We start from the raw sequence: 19595 nt of genomic DNA, 5'->3' as shown, positions 1-19595 counted from the left end.
CTTATCCTTTAGTTAGTACTATCTGCTCAGCTTGTTTTTCTATTGTTTTATTAAAAAAATCTTTAAAATCCTTATAATCTACTGGCTGTATAATAGGGTTATTTAATTCTAACTGAACACTTAGTTGCAAATATTTTCCATTTTCTTTTGCAACATACGTAAACTTAGCTTCCCCTCCTTTAAATTCCATTCCGCCACTTTCCGGAAGTGATTCTACTTTATAACCTTCTGGCAACATAATATTTACCTTATATTTTTCATCAAAAGGAATTACAAAATCTATTGGGTATTTACGTTCTTCTAATTTAAAAGGGCTTTCTTTGGTGGCTAAGAAAAGTAGTGGTGAAAAATAGAGTTTATCACCTATCTCATCGACACCATCTGACAATTCGTAATCATATGTCACCTTAACTGGCTTACTAATATCTTTATCATTTTCGTAGTTTAACTCACTTATCTCTACATCACCTTTACCATTTTCTAATGACTTAATATGATCATCCATACTTAAGTTAGTATATCTTTTTCTGTAATTAAGTGCTAAATAGGACGTGTAGTTTTTTCTAACTTTACCTGTAACCGACAAATCTTCATTTATCTTAACATTTAGCATGGTAGATTCTACAGATTTTTTATTCGACTTTAGATTAATCCATCTCGATGTTCCATTTTCCATTAACACTCTACCTTGCCAGTTAAGAACGCGCTGTGGCAACACATTATTTGTGCTAAAAGGCTCAGTAGCATCAATTAACATGTAATTTGCACCACTTTGTATCATACAAATTACATAATTAAAGCCTTCCCTAGTTGGAAAAAGTGGAATTCCATTGTTTCTTGTACTAACCAAAACAGGATTTGCTTTGACGCCAACAGAGCGTAACATCGACGTCACTAATAAATTTATATCCGCCACATTACCTTCTCCTTCTTTGTATGCTCCTCTAATTCCTTTTTGTGTATATTTACTATACACACCATTCCATTTTACCTTCGATTTTACTAAATTTTCTACTAAAAATGCTTTTTGAAAATCATCCTCTACACCATTTAGCAATTCACTTAAATCGTTTTTAAAAAAGCTTGATTTTGTTAATTGACCACCAAAGTCATTATTTTTATATATTTCTTCTGAAACCTTTTCCCAACTTGAAGCAAAAGATTGTTGCACTACTCCTTCTACAGACAAGTATGCATCAAATTCCATACTTAGTTTAGCTTTGTAATTATTGATATTTCCGGCAAAAGACTCCGCCTTTAACGCAGGTATATTTTCTTCAGAAAACTTAATAACGTTATCATGATAATCAGTTGTACTCGTTCCATAAGAAACTAGATTTTCTTCCAAGCCCTGATATGTTTGTCCATTAGACGTCCTATATGTTGGTCTATAACTTGAAACTTCTTTAGTAGTAGTACTTATTGTTCTTGGGATTATAGATTCCTTATAGTTTAACACATAAGATGCTTTAGGATTTAAAAATTTATTATAACTATACATTCTTGGAGTGGCAATTCTAACATCTAATTTTTTTAATGGAATACTAAATTGTAATTCTACATCGTCAATTAAAGGAAGTTGAGATGCGATTTCATATCTATATTCTAAAATAGATCCTACTTTTACATTTGGCATTGTAAATGTGTTAGACGTGTAAAACTCTGACACTTTTTCTTCAAAAACACCATTGCTTTTTAATTTATCTTTATTGATTTTTCCATTTTCTAAATTATAAGTATATCCTTTAAGCCCCTTAATTTGGTCATCATTCCCATTTCCCCCTTTATATAGAAAAACTTTTTTATTTGCCCAGTTAAACCCTTCTTTATCGTATATTTTTATTCGGACATGCACTTCTCTTTCTTGAACAAATCCATTGTTTTTATTGTAATTGAATTTTATCGATTCATTTCTATATAGAATCGCTGCATGAGCAGAGGAATCTTCTGGATGAAACTTCTCTTGAAGCTCTTCTTTTGAAACTTTACCAAAGTCATAATTTTGAGCTTCTAGTTGGCTGAACCCAAAAACAAGTGTTAAAACAAAAATTAAGTTTTTCATAAATAGCGGTTTGTTGATTGTTAAAATTAAATTTTATTAGGGTTAAAATTTATTAGTTTCTTATCAGTACAACTTTAGTTTTATCGTTCTTAACGATCTGTTTTCTAAAATCTCTAAAGGCTTTATAATCTTCTTTTTCGTAGTTGCCCTTATTTAAAATGTATTTTCTTGTATATTTTAATTTATTTCCTTCTAGAGCTTCTATCTTAAAATTGTAAGTTCCGAATTTAGTATCTATGTCTTTACCTTCAGCCATGGCTTCAACCTTAAGACCTTCTGGAATTTGAATTATAAATTCGTCTATGTCTTTAAAAGATCTATCTATTTTAAATTCTAATTTTCTTTCTGAATATCTCGGTGGAATATTGGTGACTTTATTAAACATATTAGGCTGAAAAATAAGTCTATTCCCACTTTTAGAAGCATAGTTCTCTGATGACAATTTTAAAGTTTCTTTGTAAACTATATTATCCTTGTCATTTTCTATGGCTATATTACCTATTGTAAGGGCATTTATATTATCCCAATATTCTTTATAGTGTAATTGTTGATCTTTTTCAGTTTTATTTTCAATCCCTTCATGGATATTATACTGAAACCCAGTCGTTGTAATATCTACATCTGCAACAAAACCACCAGCGTCATTCAAACTAATATGAGCCATTGTTTTTTGCACACTATCATCAGCATTATATACCTTAGTATGCACAATCTCTCCACCTTCAGGTTTTACCAATAGCACATCTCTATCGTCTGTAAAACCAGCAGTAAACCCAAAAGGATTGGTTTGACTCGTACATTCTAAAAATATATTTTCATCGTTGTTAGGCACACAAAGTATAACATGATTACCTTCTATAGATGAAAATTCAGTATCAATACTTCTTATACCATTGCCACCATAAACAACTGTATAATACGATGGAACTTCTACAGCTTCTAATAATGCTTTGGTATAATTTGTTAAACCTTTACAATCTGCATAACCAAGCTTATCAACATCATTAGCCATCATAGGTTTCCAACCTCCAATACCTACTTGAATGCTTATATACCTAGTTTTATCTTGCATATATTGATACACAAGTTTAGCTCGTTCTATTTTATCATCTACTCCAGCAGTTAAAGCTTTGACTTCATCAATAGTTGATTGTGGTATTTGATCTGTACCAGTTAATAATTTATCGTACATCCATTTACCAAAGTCGTTCCAGTTGTTATTTACACCTTTAACGCCAACCATGCTAAAATCTTTGAGTGCAACTTTATAACGAGGTACAATACTTGCTAACTCTGGTGTGTACACTTCGTATTTAATTCCTTGAATATTATCTGCAATAAAATGATGTTCGGAAGTTTCCTTGATGTTATAATTGCTAAAATTCTCCTTTTTTACTTTTATATCTACACCAGCTGTATTTATAATTTTATATTCGGCATGTTGAACACTTACATAGTAATCATCTATAGGTTGCCAATTGGGAAAAAATGCAGTACTCTTAAAGATAATTTCAGAATCATATTCTACAGTATACGGGTACTTAAGTGGTATATAACTTAGATATTTAACGCGATCGTCTTCATAAATTGAAATTTCGCTCACAGCACTGGCATCTGTAAAATCCCTCTCTTTAATTCGTTTTATTTCTTCACCAGTAGCATCATAGATATGTGCTTCCATGTTTTCTATTTCTCTATTTGCATCATAAAACGCTACAGCATTAACATGTCTATTACCATATTTATTAAATACAGTTGTAATTCGTTTTGTGGATACTTTTATTTCATCTATACCTAAAATTTCTACTGTTTTTTTCTCAAATCTAACCACAGCATTTGCTTTGGTCTTTAGATCTGCAGGAACAAAAAGAGAGTTATACACATCTTCTGTTTGAGAAAAGCTATAAAGTGAAATAAAAAATAAAAAAATAGGGAGCTTTGATTTGAAGCTAAGCATGATTGATTTACATTGAGTTAGGGACTACAATATAAAAAGTAAATTTAATCTATCAAATCATTTACATCTTATATTTCCTACACAATTCAATTTTTCGATTATCGGCTATTTTTTTAGTTATTTTATATAACTACCTGATTTCCTTGCAATAGACATAGTTATTAAAATTAGTAAACAAGGAATACCAATATATTTTAGCTCACTAAGAATAACATTAACACCCCATTCTGAAAAGAATTTTTCTATACCAATTGGTGATACTTTTATTTCTCTAAATGGGAAGAAATATCTCGAATTTTCAAAGGGAATAAAAAAACCAACGCCTTTACCTCCAGAAGTCATAGCATCTAAAAGACCGTGAGATAATGTTGAGAGGAATAAAACTATAGCAAAAATTAGTTTTCTAGTTTTTCCGAATAAAAATGCTAATGATATAGACCACAACACAGCAAACACTATAGAATGTGTAAAACCTCTATGACCAAATGGATGTAAATAATCGATCCCTAATTTAAATGCCAAAACATCTAAATCGGGTAACATTGCAGATCCTATTGCTAAATATAAAAGTAGTTTATTAGATTTAGAATCAATAACTTTTGAAGTGGTAAACGCAACTAATCCATGACCAAAAATCGATGCCATTAGTCTCTATTTTTAGAATCTATGATTATGGTTACAGGTCCATCATTAATTAAATGCACTTTCATGTCCGCACCAAACTCTCCTGTTTGTATAGGCTTTCCTACTTCTGATTGTAATGATTTTACAAATTGCTCATAAAGCGGTATAGCCACATCTGGTTTTGCAGCTTTAATATAACTAGGACGATTTCCTTTTTTAGTACTAGCATGGAGCGTAAATTGACTTACAACTATAATATCACCTCCGAAATCTATTAAGGACATATTCATAACGCCATTTTCATCTGGAAAAATGCGAAGGTTTAAAACCTTTTTGCAAAGCCAATCTATATCTTCTTGGGTGTCTTCATTTACTATTCCAAGCAGTATTAGAAGTCCATTATCAATTTCAGCAACTTTATTACCCTCAATTACAACATTTGCTTCAGATACTCTTTGTATTACAACTTTCATTCGTTATCCCAATTATCAGTTCTATAATGCTCGTCTTCACCTTCTAAAATTTGAATATAACTGCGGTATCTAGAGTAAGATATTTTATCCTCTTCTAACGCTTTTTTTATTGCGCATTTAGGTTCTTTGAGATGCAAACAATTATTGAATTTACAATCTTGTTTAAGCGCAAAAAATTCAGGAAAATAATCACCTACTTCTTCTCGTTCCATATCCACAACACCAAAACCTTTTATTCCAGGTGTGTCAATAATTTTAGCATCAAAACTTAAATCAAACATTTCAGCAAAGGTCGTTGTATGTTGACCTTGCATATGTTGTTGAGAAATAGTTTTAGTTTTTAAATCTAGCGAAGGTTCAATTGCGTTGACTAAAGTAGATTTACCAACACCAGAATGGCCAGCAAACATGCTCACTTTTCCTACCATTAAGGCTTTTACCTTATCAATATTTTTTCCTGTTGTTGCAGAGATACCAATACATTCGTAACCTATTTGTCTATAAATACTTTTTAAATACTTAACTTCTAGTAGAGTTTCTTCATTATAAGCATCTAGTTTATTAAACAATAATATTGTTTTAATTGAATAAGCCTCTGCAGTTACTAAAAACCGATCTATAAAAGGTGTAAATGTTGGAGGATTATCTATTGTTACTAGTAAAAACACCAAATCAATATTAGAAGCAATAATATGTGTTTGCTTAGACAGATTAACAGATTTGCGAACAATATAGTTTTTTCGTTCTTCTATTCTATTAATAACACCTGTTTCGGTATTATTTTTTGTTTCTAATTGAAATTGAACAATATCACCAACAGCAATAGGATTGGTACTTTTAATACCTTCTAACCTAAAACGGCCTTTAATTCTACATTCATAGAACTTACCGTTTAAGGTTTTTACAGTGTACCAACTGCCTGTAGATTTATATACTGTTCCTGTCATCCAAAAAAATTAGTAATAACAAAGTAACAATTTTTAACTAAAAAAGTCTTTACTTTAATGACATAAAACTTAAAACAATTATCATGAAAAAAAATTTCTTATTTATTGCAGCAATTGCTGTTGGCCTAATTTCATTTTCTTTTATCAATAAAGAAGATTCTAATAATAGTGAGACTGTTGCGCAAGTTGAGTACAAAGTTGTAACGGTTGTAGAATCTATAGTACCTAATGGATTAGGTAGATCTCGAATGATTTCAGCAAACGAATCTAAGGACTATAAAGAATTTACAACTGTAAGATCTGGCGATAAGGATAAGGATGAAAAAAACAAATCTAAAAGAGGTGAAATAAGAGTAAAAGATTATGAAGAAACTAAATTATTAAACTTCTATAACTTAGGTGGTATTCGTTTTCAAAATATTGCTGCTAATGATGCTGTAATGACCTCTAAAGTTAATACTATGATTGCTGAAGGTTGGGAACTTGCATTTATTAATACAGGTGTTGAGAGTTCTGGTGGTAAAGGTGATGGTCAGGGTATTTTTATTACACGTTATACTTTTAAAAGATCTATTTAAGATAAAAAAAGGCTCGCTATTTGCGAGCCTTTTTTTTCAACTTTTTATAGCTTTAACTGCCTTTAAACGTTTTCCATCTGCTACTATATTTATAATGTAGATTCCAGCAGAATGCTCAGACAAATCTACACTAAGCTTTTCTCCAAATTTTTGATGTGTTGAATTTTGTATCGTTTGACCAGACATATTTGCTATTGAAATTTTAACGTCGTTATAATCTTCTACAAACATTAATTGAAAAATTCCGTTTGAAGATGGATTTGGATAGAGTTTCAATGCATCAGCTTCAAAAATTTCTTTAGATTCTAACACTTCTTCAGAGTAAATACCGCATTTTGTAACACAATAACAAACACCGCAAGTTACTTTGCGTGCAATCCCATATGCATTTACAACAACTTCATCTAAATTGCCTCCTTCCTCTAGTTTAATTCTAAAAATCTCATCTTGATTAACAACGATGTCTTTTGTTTTATAGCCTATGTAAGAAATAGATAAGGTATCTCCTTTTTTTGCTTCAATTTTAAACTCACCAATCATATTGGTAATAGTACCTTTTTGCGAATTTTTTATAGCAATGCTAGCCGACTCTAACGGTATAGAATCATTTTGAACTTTACCTTTTATAGTGATTTGCCCGAAACTTAAAGTTGAAACCGATAGAGCTAGAATTATGAATGTAATTTTTTTCATTTGTAATTAGTATTGGTTAATAGACCAAACCTACTATGAAACTTCATTTTATAAAATGAGCAATACGTAAACCTACCTTTTCAGTTAGTAAAAGCATCTAAAAAAAAAAAGGCTCGCAAATTGCGAGCCTTTTTTTTTAAAACATTTAATATTCTAGTTATTAATAATCTTTTCTTGATGATTAATAGATTCTTGGTGAATGGCCTTAAACATCTTTAAGATAAACTCTTCACTTAATCCTCTCTCTTCTCCTTCTAACACCATTTTACCTAAAATCTCATTCCAACGTTTGCTTTGTAACACAGCAACATTCTTTTGTTTTTTTAGTGTACCAATGCCATCTGCAACTTTCATACGCTTGCCTAACAAATCTATAATCTGATTATCTACAACATCTATTTGCGCTCTTAAATTATTAAGTTCAGAATTGTATTCAGCTTCTGGGTCAGACTCTTTTCTAATCTTTAAATCTTTCATCATCTGCACTAATGCATTTGGTGTTACTTGTTGTGCTGCATCACTCCATGCATTATCCGGATCGAAATGAGTTTCAATCATTAAGCCATCAAAATTAAGGTCTAATGCCGTTTGAGACACATCAAAAACCATATCTCTTTTCCCTGTAATGTGAGAAGGGTCGTTTATTAATGGTAAATCTGGAAACTTATTTTGAAATTCTATAGCCAATTGCCATTCTGGTATATTTCTGTATTTAGATTTCTCATAGGTAGAAAACCCTCTGTGAATTGCACCTAAGTTTTTAATTCCAGAACTATGTAATCTTTCAATACCACCTAGCCATAAAGCCAAATCTGGATTTACAGGATTTTTAACTAAGACAATTTTATCAGTTCCTTCTAAAGCATCAGCAAGCTCTTGCATTATAAAAGGACTCACTGTAGAACGTGCACCAATCCAAAGTAAATCTACATCGTGCTCTAATGCTAATTCTACATGATTTCTATTGGCAACTTCCGTACAAGTTTTCATACCTGTTTCTGCCTTTACTTTTTGCAACCATTTTAAACCTAATGCGCCCACTCCTTCAAAATTTCCTGGACGTGTTCTCGGTTTCCAAATACCAGCTCTGTAGTAATTAACATCTGTATCTTTTAGCTCGTGGGCTATTTTTAATACTTGCTCTTCTGTTTCTGCACTACATGGTCCTGCTATTACTAGTGGATGATCAAGCTTCATATCATCCAACCATGTTCTCATTTCTTTTTTGTTTTCCATTTTTGCTTATTAATCTAATTTTCTATTGTATTCCGTTTAATATATCTTTTATATGATTCGTTGTTTCCATTTCGTTATAAACTGCTTCAAAATTTCCATCTTCCATTAAACTTTTAAAATGCTTTAAGTTACTTATGTATTCATTTAAAGTTTCGATAACGTTGGTTTTATTTTGCTCAAAAATTGGTGTCCACATTGCTGGCGAACTTTTTGCTAAACGCACTGTACTTTCAAATCCACTACCAGCCATATCAAAAATATCGCGTTCGTTTTTTTCTTTTTCAATTACAGTTTTTCCGAGCATAAAGGCACTAATGTGCGATAAATGCGAAACATAAGCAATGTGTTTATCATGTGCTTTGGGATTCATATAGCGAATGCGCATGCCCAAATCTGCAAATAACTTTAAAGCTTTTTCTTGAAGCTTAAATGCAGTTTCTTCAACTTCACAAATAATATTTGTTTTGTTTTTATACAATCCATGTATTGCTGCGCTTGGACCAGAATATTCAGTGCCTGCTATTGGATGCACGGCTAAAAAATTTCTTCGTTTTGGGTGATTTTTTACTTTAGTACAAATATCTTCTTTCGTTGAGCCAGCATCAAATACAATAGCATTATCCGAAATAGCATCTAAAACCTTTGGTAAAACACTTAAAGTTGCATCTACAGGTATTGCTACAATAACTAAATCGGCTTTTTCTAAATCATTAAAACCCGCTTTTTCATTAATTACACCAAGAGTAATCGCTTCATCTAAATGTGCTTCGTTATTGTCAACACCATAGATTGTGCATTCTGGATTTAGCTTTTTTATATCTAATGCAAAACTTCCACCAATTAACCCAACTCCAACGACAAAAATATTCTTCATACTTATTAAACTCTTGCTATAGCTTCCTTAATTATTTCTTCTGATGCACATAACGAAAAACGCACATAACCCTCACCATTACTACCAAAAACTGTTCCTGGAGTGATGAAAATTGAATGCTCTTTTAATACTAAATCTGTAAACTCCTCAGATTTTAAGTGAGGTGGTAATTTTGCCCAAACAAACATACCTGTTGTATCTTTCTCGAAAGTACAATTAAGTCCTTCTGCTAATTTCCAAATTAACTCTCGTCTTTGTTCGTATACACTGTTTAAACTTACAAACCACATATCTGAGCACTTTAATGCTTCAATTGCTCCTTTCTGAATGCCGTAAAACATACCAGAATCCATATTACTCTTTACTTTTAAAACAGCACTTACTAAATCGTAATTACCAACTAGCATACCTACACGCCAACCAGCCATATTAAAAGTTTTACTTAAAGAATTCAGTTCTAAACAAATATCCTTAGCTCCTCTGTAACGCATAATACTTATAGGTTTTTCATTGAGCACAAAACTGTAAGGATTATCGTTTACTATAAGAATATTGTGACGCTTACCAAAAGCAATAACATCATCATAAAACTTGTTATTTGCGTTTGCACCAGTCGGCATATGCGGATAATTAATCCACATAATTTTTACCTTTTTTAAATCTAATCGCTCTAACGCTGTAAAATCTGGCTGCCAATTATTACTTTCCTTTAAATCGTAAAATATTGGTTTAGCTTCTAACAGTTTTGTTACCGCTGAGTATGTGGGGTAACCAGGATTTGGCACTAATACTTTATCTCCTTTATTTAAAAATGCCATAGAGATATGCATAATACCTTCTTTACTGCCTAGTAATGGTAAAACTTCGGTTTGCGAGCTAATATCTACCTTATAATGTTTTTTATAAAAGTTAGAAATCTCTGTTCTTAATTCTGGCAAACCTTGGTAACCTTGATATTTGTGAGCACCTTCTTCTACTAAACTATCTTGAAGCAGCATCGTAGCTTTAAAAGGCGGTTCTAAATCTGGACTCCCAATACCTAAATTAATTATCGGTTTCCCTTGAGCTTTTAATAATGCTACTTCCTTTAACTTTTTTGAAAAGTAGTATTCTTCTACATGTTTTAAACGATTAGCAACTTCTATCATAATCTTGCATTTTTATATTCACCCAACACTTTAAAATTCTCTGCCATTAACTGCATTATCGATAGTGCTTTTTCGTAGTCTTTATAATCTTTAAAAGTAACATCTACAAAGAAAGCATACTTCCATAGCGTTTCTAATTTTGGTAATGATTGTATTTTGGTTAGGTTGAGTTTACAATCACTCACAACATTGAGGATTGTAGCTAAGCTACCACGTTTATGGTCTAATTCAAATTTTAATGAAGCCTTATTAATTGTTTTTCGTTTAATTTCAAGATTTTCGCGCTTAACAATAGCAAAGCGTGTTTCGTTATGCTTTATAGTTTGAATACTTTCTGCTAAAATATTAAGTGTATATAATTGAGCAGCATTTTTACTAGCTATTGCCGCAATCCCTTTTAGATTTTGTTCAGAAATTTGTTTAGCAACATCTGCCGTATCCTTTGCTTCCACCAATTTTATATGCGGATAATCTTTAAAAAAGATTTTGCATTGTAACAACGCCATAGGATGGGAGTGAACTTCTTTAATTTCTGAAATAGATTGCCCTTTTAACGCTAACAAATTATGCTGAATATCTAAATAATGCTCTCCAACAATACTTAAATTATGAGTGTCTATAAGCGCATAATTTGGTATAATAGAACCTGCTATAGAATTTTCTAAGGCCATTACGATAAAATCTGTATCTCCTTTTAAAAGGCTATCAACAGTACCATCAAACGACATGCACTCTACAACTTCTGCTTTTTCATTAAAGTAAAGCTGAGCTACTTCGTGATGAAACGATCCTTTAATTCCTTGTATGGCAATTGGTTTTGTCAATTTTCAATTTCTTTAATTATATCTCGACATAAAATCGAAAAACTTTTCAACCCAAAAAGGTTAAAAATGAAAAAGTCCCGATTTAAAATCGAGACTTCATAATTTATATTTTAATTAAAACATACGTAGTCTCGTTCTTTTAGCTAAAAAAGAAATAAAACCAGTTATAATATGTTTTAGATGTGTTCATTGTAATAATATGTGGCTAATGTAATTATTATTTTTACAAATCAAAATTGTTGAATTGCTTTTTTAATAATTATTTTGAAATTTTAAAGAATTAATAATAATAGTGATACAATATTCTGAAATCCCTATTTTTGAATAAAATCTTTCTGCATGTCTATTGAAGTTACAAACATTACTAAAGTTTATAAGGATCAAAAAGCACTTAACGACATTTCTTTTAAAGTTAATGATGCTGAAATTGTTGGGTTTTTAGGCCCTAATGGTGCTGGAAAATCTACTATGATGAAAATCTTAACTACATATATTGAAGCCTCAGAAGGCTCTGCAAAAGTTAATGGATTTAACGTCTCTTCAGATAAAAAGAATGTACAAAGTAGTGTCGGTTACTTGCCAGAACACAATCCGCTTTACACAGATTTGTATGTTAAAGAATATTTAAATTTTAATGCCAATGTTTATGGCACATCCAAATCTAGAATTAATGAAGTTATTGAGTTAACGGGATTAACACCAGAAGCACATAAAAAAATTAGTCAACTTTCTAAAGGTTATAGGCAGCGTGTTGGTTTGGCAAATGCATTACTACATAATCCTGATGTTTTAATTTTGGACGAACCAACAACAGGTTTAGACCCAAATCAATTGGTTGATATTAGAAACTTAATTAAAAATATTGGTAAAGAAAAAACAGTCTTTCTATCTACACACATTATGCAAGAAGTAGAAGCTATGTGCGATCGTGTGATTATTATAAATAAAGGCGAAATTGTGGCTGATAAATACTTAAAAGATTTAAGAGAAGGGCAAGAACAAATTGTTATTGTAGAATTTGATTATCGAGTTGAAGATGCCTTTTTACTGAAGCTACCAAAAGTAACTTCTGTTAATAACACGCACGATTTCACCTATGAAATTACTTTCTCCACAAAAGAAGATATGCGTTCTCATGTTTTTGATTTTGCACACGATAATGACTTAAAGATTTTACAACTGAATCAGAAAAATGCGAGTTTAGAAAGTTTGTTTAGAGACTTAACAAGTAAATAAAACTTTTGCATAATTCCTTAGATTGGTTAACCAATTCTTTATTTTCGTAGAATCCATGACAAATATCATCTTTATAAAAGGATACTGATGCTAATTTTGTCACCTTTATTAAATTCAATGGTTAACTATAATTAACCTTACTTATAAAATACAGGTATAATGAGCAAAGGAATTTATGTAGCAACCATAGAGCCTAACAGTGGTAAATCTGTAGTGGTTTTAGGGCTAATGCGCATGCTTTTAGGTAAAACAGCCAAAGTCGGTTACTTTAGACCGATTATAGAAGATACAAAAAAAGGAGAACTAGATAATCACATCAATACGGTTCTTACTCATTTTGAATTAGATATAAATTATAAGAAAACGTTTGCATTTACTAGAAGCGAAATACTCGATTTGTACAATAAAGGCAAGTCGGGAAAAGTAATTGATGAGATTATAAAAAAATATAAGTACTTAGAAGAACGCTTTGATTTTATACTTGTTGAAGGCACAGACTTTTCTAATGAAAACACCAATTTAGAGTTAGATATTAATATCCTAATATCAAAAAACTTAGGGTTACCTGTAATTATAGTTGCTAATGGCTTTAATAAATCATTAGATACTATTGTAGAGAATATACAATTGGCTTATAATACATTTAAAGAAGAAGTTAAAGTACTTTCTTTAATTACAAATAAAACAAATCCTGAAGATGAAATTACTCTAAAGGCGCTTCTTAATAATCGCATAAAAGAAACTACTAATGTTTCAGTAATCCCAACTATAAAAAGTTTATCGTCTCCAACAATTAAAGAAATATCAAAAGCCTTAAATGGGACCATTCTTTTTGGAGAGGACATGATTAATAACGAATCTGAAAACTTTGGTGTTGGAGCTATGCAACTACGAAATTATTTAACTCATTTAAAAGATAATACATTAGTAATTACACCAGGAGATAGAGCAGATATCATTTTAGGTGCATTGCAAGCCAACATATCAAAAAACTATCCAAAAATATCTGGTATTATACTTACTGGCGGAATTGTTCCAGAAGAACCAATATTAAAATTAATAGAAGGTTTATCTAGCATTGTACCAATAATCAGCGTAAAAAATGGAACCTACAAAGTTACGAATGCCATTGGTAAGGTTAAATCTAAAATTTATGCGGATAACACCGAAAAAATAGAAACCTCAATAGCTACATTTGAAAAGTATGTAGATACTGATAAATTATCTAATGATTTAATAACCTTTAAATCTGAAGGTTTTACGCCAAGAATGTTTCAGTATAATCTCTTACAAAAGGCCTTAAAAGACAAAAAGCACATTGTATTACCAGAAGGATATGATGAACGTATCTTAAGAGCTTCTGCCAGATTAATTGATGCACAGGTTGTTAATCTAACATTAATTGGTGATAAAGAAAAAATACTAGAGCGTGTTAAAAAGTTAGATATTCCTTTAGATACAAATAAACTTAACATCGTTTCGCCTCAACAATCTGAGCATTTTGACGATTACGTAAATACGTTTTACGAATTGCGAAAACACAAAAATGTAAACTTAGATATGGCAAAAGACATGATGTCTGATGTATCTTATTTCGCAACTATGATGATCTATAAAGGTCATGCAGACGGTATGGTTTCTGGAGCAGTACATACAACGGCACATACACTACGTCCTGCATTACAATTTATTAAAACAAAACCTAATGTTAAGATTGTTTCTTCTGTGTTTTTTATGTGTTTAGATGATAGAATATCCATATTTGGTGATTGCGCTATAAACCCTAACCCTAATGCAGAAGAATTAGCAGAAATAGCAATTTCATCTGCAAAGACAGCCCAAGATTTTGGTATCGAACCTAAAGTTGCCATGCTATCTTATTCCTCTGGCGCCTCAGGTAAAGGCGAGGATGTCGATAGAGTTAGAAAAGCCACAGAAATTGTAAAGAAAAATGCGCCACATATAAAAATTGAAGGACCAATTCAATATGATGCTGCTGTTGATATGCGTATCGGAAAAAGTAAATTACCAGACTCTGAAGTTGCAGGTCAAGCTAGTGTTTTAATATTTCCTGATTTAAATACTGGAAATAATACCTACAAAGCTGTGCAAAGAGAAACAGGTGCATTAGCCATTGGACCTATGTTACAAGGGTTAAATAAACCTGTAAACGATTTAAGTAGAGGTTGTACTACAGATGATATATATAGTACGGTTATTATAACTGCCATACAAGCCCAAGAATTTTAGCCTATGCAACAAATATTGATACTAAACTCAGGAAGTTCGTCACTAAAATTTCAATTATTCTTAATGCCAAATGAAACGGTTTTATGTTCTGGATTAATTGAACGTATTGGCAATGAGAATTCAAAATTCATATACGAAAAAGAAGATTATAAATATGAAATCGAAATCCCGATTCTAAATCATAAAACTGCTTTACAATTAGTAGCAAAACAATTATTAGATAAAAACACCGGAATCATAAAATCTTCTGAAGACATCGATATTGTCGGACACAGAGTTGTACATGGCGGAAAATACTTTAGTAATACTACGGTTGTAACAAAAGAAGTAAAAGACAAAATTAACGAGTTATCTTCATTAGCTCCATTACACAATCCTGCTAATTTAGAAGGAATTAATGTTGCTGAGGACATTTTTAAAGAAGCTAAACAGGTTGCTGTTTTTGACACTGCTTTTCATCAGTCTATACCAGATTATGCCTATAAATATGCAATACCAAACGAATATTCTAATCAGCATAATATTCGTTTATATGGCTTTCATGGCACGAGTCATAAATATGTGAGCGAAAAAGCCATTGCATATATCAATAAACCAAACTCTAAAATTATAACTATTCATTTAGGTAATGGTTGTAGTATGACTGCTATAAAAAATGGTAAAAGCATTGATCATTCTTTAGGTTTTTCGCCAATTACTGGGTTAATTATGGGAACACGCTGTGGAGATATAGACCCAACAATAATTTTTCATTTAGCTAAAAACTTTAATCTAACCTTAGAAGAAATAAACACTATGCTTTTAAAGAAAAGTGGTATGCTAGGATTAACTGGTCATAGTGATTTAAGAGATATACAAGCAAAAGCAGATAAAGGAGATAAGGCCTGCCAACTAGCACTTGCAATGAACACTTATCGTATTAAAAAATATATAGGTAGTTATTCTGCTATTTTAAATGGTTTAGACGCTATAGTATTTACTGCTGGTATTGGTGAAAACTCTAGCTATATTAGAGAAGCTGTTTGTAATGATTTAGATTTTTTAGGAATAAAAATTGATGCTAATAAAAATAATGAATTACTTAAAACTACAAGAGCCATTAATACTAAAGATTCTAAAGTAAAAATTCTAGTAATACCTACAAATGAAGAATTAGAAATTGCTAAACAATGTTTTAATTTACTCAAAAATTAAACGACCAGTATAAATACGCTCAATATCTATAACAGGTGGCTCGTTAACCGAAATTAAATTACCTGTACCTCTAAGTTCTCCAGTTAAAGATAGTTGCGGATTTACCTTCATGTCATTACTTCCTCGATGATAAACACTTACATTTTGGGCTACTAAATTCTCACCTTCAAACCGCCCAGCACCAGCATAAAAGCCAACAAACAAATGTTCCACTGTACCATCAATATAAAAGAAGGATAAATTATTAGCTGTAATCGATAAGTTTTCAGAATTTATTGTGAGTCTAAAATCACCAACTGTGAATTCATTCTCTTCATTATAGTCTTCAGAATTTAGGGCTAGATTATTATAATTTAAAGGTCCATCAGAAGATATTTCATATTGCGAAGACGTTCTTATTTCGGTGAGATTTGGGGCATCTACATATACTTTTGTTATCCCATAATCTCTTACATAATTACAAGAATTATTATCTGTAAGTATTAGTTGGTTATCTATAATTTGTACAATAACATCGTTCAATAAATTTGCACCAGTCTCTATAGTTACAGCATATTCTGGTGCCTCTTTAATTATTACTTCTATATCTCTATTAACAAAAATCTTATCGAAACTTGAAACATCAACCGTTTTTTGAATTATTTTACCAGAAGTTTGAAAACAATTATTTGCATCTTCACTATTACAGGCGAAAAACAAAAATAAGGTGAGTATGAATATATATCTTCTATTCATAATTTTTAATTCAAAACATTTATGAAGTTACAAAAACTATAACCTAACTCCTACTCCAAATTCAACAGCTTCTGCCCTTGCACCATGAGATTTTAACGTTACTGACCCAAAAAATTTATTTCCAAAATAATGCTTTAGACCTATTCTCATATAAACGCGAGTCTCAAAATTAAAAGGGTAATATACATAATAACCTAATTGAGTTATTAAGGACATTTTATTAACAAACAATTCGTGCCCAGCAAACAACCCAACACGCTTATGGTCTTCATTACCGCTTAGGTTATCCTCAGGAAAAGCCACAGATCTGTAATAAATAAACTCTTTTAAAAAATTAGAAAAGAATACATCAGTACCAAACTGAATTGCACTATAATGACTCAATCGCTTATCGGCATATGCAGATAGAATATAAAACGGAAACTGATCGCTACCAATGACATCACTTTGATTAATTCCTGTTCTAAATGCAAAATTATACTTAATTGGTTCAGTGATTTTTTTTGTATCAGAATCTTTAATAAATTCTTGACTTCCATCATCTAAATTATAATGTAAGCCAACATTAACACCTACGGTATTAATACTTGTATTAGGTGCTTTTACGTTAGCATTTGAATAATGAATTAATGTTAAACCCGTTTGAAATCCGACACGATTAAATAAATTCTCTTTTTTATAGTTTAACATAAAATATGTTGAACTTAAAATATGAGAGCCTAAAGCCACATTCTTTGGGTTATTATATTTATCATAAGGATTGGTATTGTAGGCTAGACCTTGACCTACACGAAACATTACATTTCTCTTAAAAAAATAAAAGTTGTAATGGCCGTAAATTCCATAGCTATGACCTAAAACGTCATTTTTTAAATCTTGATAAATAAAGGAAGCACCATAGTCTGGATAGTTATAGCGCTGTTGCCAAGTCTCATCTCCAAAGGTTTTTTTATTCCAACTGAAAATAAAACCTTCCGGATGTCCTTTTATGAGGTGCAATAAATCGTTATTATGTAGCGAAATATTACCTCTAATGTAGTTTAAATCGAAATATGAATTATTTGTCCCTTCTTGGGCGAAAAGCGTAACTGATGTAAAAAATAAAACTGCACAAATTAATCTTCGCATTCTCTTTTATTGAGCAGCAAAAATAGTCAATAATTCCAATTTTAAAATCTATTGTAAAATCGGGTTATTAAATAAAAAGAGTTATAATTAAAGAAGTCGCAGTTAACGCTAAAATTTGCATTGCAAATATAAATTCAGTTCTGTTTTTTTTAATTCGTTTCATTTTTTGAGGCTTTAAATATTTAGTTCAAATATCTAAATTAAACTTAGCCTTTTTGTTAACTTAAGCCTAAGAAATAGTTATCATTTACATGAATTTAATATTCTGGAGCTATCTCAATTTCTAACTCGTTTAACGTTTCGGAAATTGGTATTTGGCAACTTAAACGACTATTATTTTTTACATTAAACGCTTCTGCTAACATAGCATCTTCTTCAGCTTCTTTCTCGTTTAGTTTGTGATTTGAATTAATATAGCATTGACACGATGCACACATGGCCATTCCTCCACAGATTCCTATTGTACCCTCTGGTGCTAACTCGTAAGAACGTACAACTTCCATTAAATTCATGGCCATATCAGTAGGTGCCAAAACAGTATGTTTTATTCCTTCTCTGTCTGTGATATGTATGGTAACATCTTGCATTAAACTATTGCTTTTACTATAGCTTTTGGTGACTCTTTTCTACTTCCATCAAATCCGTTAATACCACTTACTGTAGTGTATTTTAGAACAAATTTTTTGCCAGGATTTAATCTCTTGTATGCAGATTGGCACATTAGAGTCGCTTCATGAAATCCGCATAAAATCAACTTTAATTTACCTTCGTAAGTGTTAACATCTCCAATGGCATAAATGCCCGGAATATTAGTTTGGTAATCTAAAGTATCTACTTTAATAGCGTTCTTCTCTATCTCAAGACCCCAATTTGCTATTGGACCTAGTTTTGGAGATAAGCCAAAAAGTGGAATAAATGCATCTGCTTCTATAGTTTGAGTTTCACCATCTTTAGTTACAGAAACACCTTCAATCTTATTCTCACCGTGCAATGCTGTAATCTCAGCTGGAGTAATTAAATTGATTTTATTCAGCCATTTCAATTCTTGCACTTGTTCTACAGAATCTAATGCACCTCTAAATTCATTTCTTCTATGAACTAAGGTAACTTCTGAAGCTACATCTGCAAGAAAAATACTCCAATCTAAAGCAGAATCACCACCTCCTGCAATCACTACTTTTTTATCTCGATATACTTCAGGGTCTTTAATAAAATAGTTAACTCCTTTGTCTTCGTACTTTTCAATATGTTCTAACTTAGGTTTTCTAGGTTCAAAACTACCTAAACCACCTGCAATTGCTATAATTGGTGCATGATGCTGTGTTCCTTTATTTGTTGTAACAATAAAGCTACCATCATTTTGTTTTTCTATAGTTTCTGCCCGTTCACCAAGTGTAAAACCAGGCTGAAATTGCTTGCCTTGTTCAAGTAAATTAGAGGTTAAATCACCTGCTAGAATCTCTGGAAAACCTGGTATATCATATATCGGTTTTTTAGGGTACAATTCGGAACATTGACCACCAGGTTGTGGCAATGCATCAATTAAATGGCACTTTAATTTTAACAATCCAGCTTCAAATACTGTAAATAAACCTGTTGGTCCCGCTCCTATTATTAGTATATCTGTTTTAATCAT

The 19595-nt window shown here is 31.3% G+C and carries 18 protein-coding genes; 4 read left to right on the top strand and 14 right to left on the bottom strand.

What is annotated here, in order from left to right; all coding sequences use genetic code 11:
• Nucleotide 1: 1 nt before the first annotated feature.
• The 5 genes from H8K90_RS13830 to rsgA form a co-directional block, all read right to left on the bottom strand.
• Nucleotides 2-2062 carry a DUF3857 domain-containing protein gene (locus tag H8K90_RS13830; RefSeq protein WP_186846588.1) on the bottom strand — a complete coding sequence of 687 codons (2061 nt, stop codon included), beginning with the start codon at nt 2060-2062 and terminating at the stop codon, nt 2-4.
• A 52-nt stretch (nt 2063-2114) separates the two neighbouring features.
• A complete protein-coding gene (locus tag H8K90_RS13825; RefSeq protein ID WP_315970282.1) occupies nt 2115-3944 on the bottom strand; it encodes a DUF3857 domain-containing protein in 1830 nt (609 codons plus the stop codon).
• 192 nt (nt 3945-4136) lie between these two features.
• Entirely contained in the window at nt 4137-4664 is a 528-nt protein-coding gene (locus H8K90_RS13820) for a metal-dependent hydrolase (RefSeq protein ID WP_186846586.1), read from the bottom strand.
• Complete coding sequence (gene dtd, locus H8K90_RS13815) at nt 4664-5116, bottom strand: D-aminoacyl-tRNA deacylase (protein WP_186846585.1); 453 nt, start codon at nt 5114-5116, stop codon at nt 4664-4666. The genes H8K90_RS13820 and dtd overlap by 1 nt, the downstream gene beginning before the upstream one ends.
• Nucleotides 5113-6063, bottom strand: coding sequence for a ribosome small subunit-dependent GTPase A (gene rsgA, locus H8K90_RS13810; RefSeq protein WP_186846584.1), 951 nt, complete (start codon nt 6061-6063; stop codon nt 5113-5115). The genes dtd and rsgA overlap by 4 nt, the downstream gene beginning before the upstream one ends.
• A gap of 83 nt (nt 6064-6146) precedes the next feature.
• Between rsgA and H8K90_RS13805 the strand changes: the two genes are divergently transcribed.
• The gene (locus H8K90_RS13805; RefSeq protein WP_222611362.1) at nt 6147-6641 is read left to right on the top strand and encodes a hypothetical protein; all 495 of its coding nucleotides are present in this window, start codon (nt 6147-6149) and stop codon (nt 6639-6641) included.
• A gap of 36 nt (nt 6642-6677) precedes the next feature.
• On the opposite strand, the gene H8K90_RS13800 is transcribed toward H8K90_RS13805, so the two are convergent.
• From H8K90_RS13800 to H8K90_RS13780, 5 genes are all read right to left on the bottom strand, one after another.
• On the bottom strand, nt 6678-7334 hold the full coding sequence (locus tag H8K90_RS13800) for a carboxypeptidase-like regulatory domain-containing protein (RefSeq protein WP_186846583.1): 657 nt from the start codon (nt 7332-7334) through the stop codon (nt 6678-6680).
• A 153-nt stretch (nt 7335-7487) separates the two neighbouring features.
• Nucleotides 7488-8570, bottom strand: a complete 1083-nt coding sequence (locus tag H8K90_RS13795; protein WP_186846582.1) for a bifunctional 3-deoxy-7-phosphoheptulonate synthase/chorismate mutase type II — start codon at nt 8568-8570, stop codon at nt 7488-7490.
• 22 nt (nt 8571-8592) lie between these two features.
• Nucleotides 8593-9444 carry a prephenate dehydrogenase gene (locus tag H8K90_RS13790; protein ID WP_186846581.1) on the bottom strand — a complete coding sequence of 284 codons (852 nt, stop codon included), beginning with the start codon at nt 9442-9444 and terminating at the stop codon, nt 8593-8595.
• Between the two features lie 5 nt (nt 9445-9449).
• Entirely contained in the window at nt 9450-10592 is a 1143-nt protein-coding gene (locus tag H8K90_RS13785) for a pyridoxal phosphate-dependent aminotransferase (RefSeq protein WP_186846580.1), read from the bottom strand.
• Entirely contained in the window at nt 10589-11416 is an 828-nt protein-coding gene (locus H8K90_RS13780; RefSeq protein WP_186846579.1) for a prephenate dehydratase, read from the bottom strand. Before H8K90_RS13780 ends, H8K90_RS13785 begins: the two co-directional genes overlap by 4 nt.
• A gap of 339 nt (nt 11417-11755) precedes the next feature.
• Here H8K90_RS13780 and gldA point away from each other — a divergent pair, with 339 nt between their 5' ends.
• The 3 genes from gldA to H8K90_RS13765 all read left to right on the top strand — a co-directional run bounded on the left by gldA (nt 11756) and on the right by H8K90_RS13765 (nt 16096).
• Nucleotides 11756-12652 carry a gliding motility-associated ABC transporter ATP-binding subunit GldA gene (gene gldA, locus H8K90_RS13775; RefSeq protein WP_186846578.1) on the top strand — a complete coding sequence of 299 codons (897 nt, stop codon included), beginning with the start codon at nt 11756-11758 and terminating at the stop codon, nt 12650-12652.
• Between the two features lie 159 nt (nt 12653-12811).
• Complete coding sequence (gene pta, locus H8K90_RS13770; protein ID WP_186846577.1) at nt 12812-14902, top strand: phosphate acetyltransferase; 2091 nt, start codon at nt 12812-12814, stop codon at nt 14900-14902.
• Between the two features lie 3 nt (nt 14903-14905).
• Nucleotides 14906-16096: an acetate/propionate family kinase gene (locus tag H8K90_RS13765; RefSeq protein ID WP_186846576.1), complete on the top strand. Its 1191-nt coding sequence runs from the start codon at nt 14906-14908 to the stop codon at nt 16094-16096.
• Here the strand turns inward: H8K90_RS13765 and H8K90_RS13760 are convergent.
• The 4 genes from H8K90_RS13760 to H8K90_RS13745 form a co-directional block, all read right to left on the bottom strand.
• A complete protein-coding gene (locus H8K90_RS13760; RefSeq protein WP_186846575.1) occupies nt 16082-16831 on the bottom strand; it encodes a head GIN domain-containing protein in 750 nt (249 codons plus the stop codon). The genes H8K90_RS13765 and H8K90_RS13760 overlap by 15 nt on opposite strands.
• Before the next feature lie 36 nt (nt 16832-16867).
• Nucleotides 16868-17959: an acyloxyacyl hydrolase gene (locus H8K90_RS13755; protein WP_186846574.1), complete on the bottom strand. Its 1092-nt coding sequence runs from the start codon at nt 17957-17959 to the stop codon at nt 16868-16870.
• A 257-nt stretch (nt 17960-18216) separates the two neighbouring features.
• Nucleotides 18217-18546, bottom strand: a complete 330-nt coding sequence (locus H8K90_RS13750; RefSeq protein WP_186846573.1) for a 2Fe-2S iron-sulfur cluster-binding protein — start codon at nt 18544-18546, stop codon at nt 18217-18219.
• Nucleotides 18546-19595: an NAD(P)/FAD-dependent oxidoreductase gene (locus H8K90_RS13745; protein ID WP_186846572.1), complete on the bottom strand. Its 1050-nt coding sequence runs from the start codon at nt 19593-19595 to the stop codon at nt 18546-18548. Before H8K90_RS13745 ends, H8K90_RS13750 begins: the two co-directional genes overlap by 1 nt.

It is taken from the genome of Winogradskyella echinorum (assembly GCF_014297365.1).
GTDB lineage: Bacteria > Bacteroidota > Bacteroidia > Flavobacteriales > Flavobacteriaceae > Winogradskyella > Winogradskyella echinorum.
The sequence above is the reverse complement of the archived record's forward strand: the minus strand, read 5'-3'. Positions and strand labels throughout refer to the sequence as shown.

Coding starts and splice junctions, on each gene's coding strand:
- H8K90_RS13830 (WP_186846588.1), bottom strand. CDS start 2,062: ATGAAAAACTTAATTTTTGTTTTAACACTTGTTTTTGGGTTCAGCCAA.
- H8K90_RS13820 (WP_186846586.1), bottom strand. CDS start 4,664: ATGGCATCGATTTTTGGTCATGGATTAGTTGCGTTTACCACTTCAAAA.
- dtd (WP_186846585.1), bottom strand. CDS start 5,116: ATGAAAGTTGTAATACAAAGAGTATCTGAAGCAAATGTTGTAATTGAG.
- rsgA (WP_186846584.1), bottom strand. CDS start 6,063: ATGACAGGAACAGTATATAAATCTACAGGCAGTTGGTACACTGTAAAA.
- H8K90_RS13805 (WP_222611362.1), top strand. CDS start 6,147: ATGAAAAAAAATTTCTTATTTATTGCAGCAATTGCTGTTGGCCTAATT.
- H8K90_RS13800 (WP_186846583.1), bottom strand. CDS start 7,334: ATGAAAAAAATTACATTCATAATTCTAGCTCTATCGGTTTCAACTTTA.
- H8K90_RS13795 (WP_186846582.1), bottom strand. CDS start 8,570: ATGGAAAACAAAAAAGAAATGAGAACATGGTTGGATGATATGAAGCTT.
- H8K90_RS13790 (WP_186846581.1), bottom strand. CDS start 9,444: ATGAAGAATATTTTTGTCGTTGGAGTTGGGTTAATTGGTGGAAGTTTT.
- H8K90_RS13785 (WP_186846580.1), bottom strand. CDS start 10,592: ATGATAGAAGTTGCTAATCGTTTAAAACATGTAGAAGAATACTACTTT.
- gldA (WP_186846578.1), top strand. CDS start 11,756: ATGTCTATTGAAGTTACAAACATTACTAAAGTTTATAAGGATCAAAAA.
- pta (WP_186846577.1), top strand. CDS start 12,812: ATGAGCAAAGGAATTTATGTAGCAACCATAGAGCCTAACAGTGGTAAA.
- H8K90_RS13765 (WP_186846576.1), top strand. CDS start 14,906: ATGCAACAAATATTGATACTAAACTCAGGAAGTTCGTCACTAAAATTT.
- H8K90_RS13760 (WP_186846575.1), bottom strand. CDS start 16,831: ATGAATAGAAGATATATATTCATACTCACCTTATTTTTGTTTTTCGCC.
- H8K90_RS13755 (WP_186846574.1), bottom strand. CDS start 17,959: ATGCGAAGATTAATTTGTGCAGTTTTATTTTTTACATCAGTTACGCTT.
- H8K90_RS13750 (WP_186846573.1), bottom strand. CDS start 18,546: ATGCAAGATGTTACCATACATATCACAGACAGAGAAGGAATAAAACAT.
- H8K90_RS13745 (WP_186846572.1), bottom strand. CDS start 19,595: ATGATTAAAACAGATATACTAATAATAGGAGCGGGACCAACAGGTTTA.